At 66.5% G+C, this 1,721-nt stretch carries 1 protein-coding gene and 1 pseudogene; one reads left to right on the top strand and one right to left on the bottom strand.

Features of this window, described 5'->3' with window-relative positions:
* On the bottom strand, positions 1–1,319 hold a 1,319-nt coding region (locus RIF85_RS15870; protein ID WP_309072862.1), incomplete at its 3' end, for an FAD-dependent monooxygenase.
* 215 nt (positions 1,320–1,534) lie between these two features.
* Here RIF85_RS15870 and RIF85_RS15865 point away from each other — a divergent pair.
* Positions 1,535–1,721 (top strand): annotated as a pseudogene (locus RIF85_RS15865) (TraR/DksA family transcriptional regulator); the annotation flags it as partial.

Below are 1,721 nucleotides of genomic sequence, written 5' to 3'. Positions count from 1 at the left end.
TGCCACGCGAGCGAGCGGAGCGTCTCGAAGTTTGACCCGGTATACGGCAGCCGGCGTCCGACCACCTTGCCGCGCCGGCCCTTGGCGGCTTGCTTGGCTTCATCGCTCATCCAGTAGTGGATCCGCACCTGCGACACGTACTCGAACAGGCGCGGAGCCCCCTTGAGCCGGGGCAGGACGTTCGTCGCCACCGGCGCGAGCACGGGGAGGACCAGCCTGCGGAGGGTCCGGGGCACCGGGTGCGCCGAGGTGATGATGCCGAACAGCCTGTCCGTGGTCGAGATCAGCCGGCGCGCAACGGGACGCCGTTCAGCCTCGTAGCGGTCGAGATAGCGATCCGAGGCCCTGCCCTGCACGACGTCTGCGAGTTTGAAGGCAAGGTTGTGCGCATCCTGCAGCCCGGTGTTCATGCCCTGGGCGCCAACGGGGGAGTGTATGTGGGCGGCATCGCCGGCCAGGAACACGGGTCCGTCGCGGAAGACCGCCGCCGTGCGGTGGTGCACCTTGTAGGTGGAATACCAGCGCGAGGGTCCATAGCTGACGGAGTAGATCCTCTGCAGGCGGCTGCGCACCGTGTCCTCGGACAGCTCGTCACCGCCGATGTCGGCATTCCGCACGGTGCCGATCAGCCGCAGGTCGGAGTTTCCGCCCATGGGGAATCCGAGCAGGAAATCCTCGGTGCCCGGCCGGATATTGACGGCATCGTGGGCCAGACCCCGCACCTCCGTCGCATCCGAGACGTAGAAAGTGTGCGCGTTGGTGATCCCTTCGAACGCGATGCCGCGGGCCCAACGCACAGTGGAGGAACCGCCGTCGGCGCCCACGCAGTACCTCGCACGGACCCGCACTTCGCCGTCCCCAGCCGCCAGCGTTGCCGTCACCGCCAGCGGATTGGACAGGTCCACATCCAGGGCCGTCAGCCGGTGCTTCCAGAGCACTTCCGAACCGAGCGCCTTGAGGTTGTCCACCAGGAGCTGCTCGTTCCTGCTCTGTTCCAAGAAGGTGACGCCGGGATACGGGGTCACGCCGCGGCCCAACCGCCCGATGGGAACCCGTCCCAGCTCGCGCCCTTCGTAGCCGAAGACCAGCTTCTGCGCAACGGTGCTCTCGGCGAGCACCCTCCCGATCACGCCGAGCTGGTCGTAGATCTCCATGCTTCTGGCCTGCAGGCCCAGGGCCCGGGACTCCCGCGTCGGTTCCGCCTTGCCGTCGGCCACAACCATGGGCACGCCGAGCTTGGCCAGCCAGTTGGCCAGCATCAGGCCGGTCGGTCCCGCGCCGACCACCAGAACCTCGGTCTGGATCTCTCGCGCTGCCATGTCGGTCCGCACCTCGTCATCGAGCGGTTTCTACCCGGCCAGCTGGGGGCAGCCGGGTCCTCACCCTCAGCGTGCGTTACCGAGCCGGAAACGGTCAAGGGGAGGGGGCAGGTGACGGTTGCGGAACGATCGCATAACAGAGGGGCCCTCAGACGGATATAACGACGCCGGAGAGGACTATGATGCTCTCATAACTCCGAGAGGATGGTGGCGTCATGAGCGATGCGCTGGATGTAGGGTCCACGGCAGCCACGGCGGACAAGGGAATGTACCGGCAGTTGCTGGAGGAAAAGATTGCCGAGGCCCGCCTGCAGATCGAACGGCTAACGGCGGATATCCATGAGGCGACTCTGGCCGCGCATGATATTCCGGCCGATGATGAGCACGATCCGGAGGGCTCAA

This window comes from Arthrobacter sp. (genome assembly GCF_031179385.1).
In the GTDB taxonomy this organism is placed as follows: Bacteria; Actinomycetota; Actinomycetes; order Actinomycetales; family Micrococcaceae; genus Arthrobacter_D.
This window is presented reverse-complemented; position numbering and strand designations above follow the sequence as displayed.